Here is a 1,406-nt window from a genome sequence, read left to right on the forward strand (position 1 = left end):
AACGCCATCGGGATTGGCGTGAATGTCGATGCGACAGCCTCGAACTCGATCTCTATCGGCGTGAATTCGGATACGACCGGAACCGGGGCGGTTGCCATCGGCGCCTTCTCGCAAGCGACTGCGGCGGATGCGTTCGCGTTCGGCACAAATGCCAATGCCGGTTTCTCTGGCTCCATGGCGATAGGGGCCAACACGTCCACGACGTTTGCCAACCAGATCCTGCTGGGCCTTTCGTCCAGCTTCTACACCCTTCCGGGCCTGGCCAATGCGGCAAACATCGTCTCCGCAGGCGCGATCAGCCATGTCGTCACCATTGATGGGTCGGGCAATCTGAAGTCTGTGGCGATTGGCGAATTCGCACTGGCTGGGCCCGATGACGGGCCGGGCGTACCACAGGCAGGCGGAATCGATGCCCCAGCGGGTACAGGTGCTGCCTGCGAAGAAAGCTCAGGCCTTGAATGTGGATCGGGCTCGACCACCGGCTCCTTTAGTGGAACCGCGATTGGCGTCAATGCAGATGCCGCCGGGGCCAGCACAGCTGTGGGATACACAGCGGAAGCAACCGGGGGCTCGAGCGTTGCAATCGGTAGTCTAGCGGATGCGACAGCCGAGCGTTCAACCGCGGTTGGCCGGGCATCGTCCGCAACGGCAACCGATACGATTGCCATCGGTGAGTCCGCGAGGGCTGACTTCACCGATAGTATTGTCGTCGGCCAAAGCGGTGATGTCGGTGGTGCAGCGGCGATTGCGATAGGCGCAGATTCAAATGCTGATGCCAATAGTGCCATTTCGATCGGTGCGCAGTCTGATGCGACGGTCGATGGTGCCATTGCAATTGGTGGTGATGACGCAGATGCCAACAGTGATGGAGCGCAGGCGACAGGCGATGAATCGATCGCGATTGGCGCAGATTCAGCCGCGAGCGGCGACGAGAACATCGCGCTAGGCAGTGGTGCAAACTCAAGCGGCACCCGAAGCCTTGCCATAGGCGCAGATGCCGTTTCGAGCGGCTTGGACACAATCGCGATTGGCGAAGCAGCCAGTGCGACGGCAACAAACGCGGTGGTTATCGGTCGGGCCGCTACGGGTTCAGGGAGCGACGCGACGGTTGTCGGTGATTCAGCCGATGCGACAATGTCAGATACCGTTGCCATCGGCGCAGATGCTGCTGCATCGGGTACACGGGCGACCGCAATTGGCGATACGGCCACTGCGACCAACTCTGACACCGTCGCGATCGGTCAAACCACAGGTGCAAGCGGAAATGCATCGACCGCAGTGGGGGCCAGCGCGCAAGTGACGGGAGATCGAAGCACTGGCATTGGCGCAGCCGCAACAGCAGGTGGATCGAATGCCTTTGCTGGCGGATATGATTCTACAGCCAGCGGATCACAGTCCATTGCTCT

The 1,406-nt window shown here is 60.8% G+C and carries 1 pseudogene; it reads left to right on the top strand.

The features are described 5' to 3' along the window. A pseudogene (locus ACO079_RS00005) lies at positions 1-1,406 on the top strand (hypothetical protein); the annotation flags it as partial.

It is taken from the genome of Hyphobacterium sp. (assembly GCF_965228115.1).
Lineage (GTDB): Bacteria > Pseudomonadota > Alphaproteobacteria > Caulobacterales > Maricaulaceae > Hyphobacterium.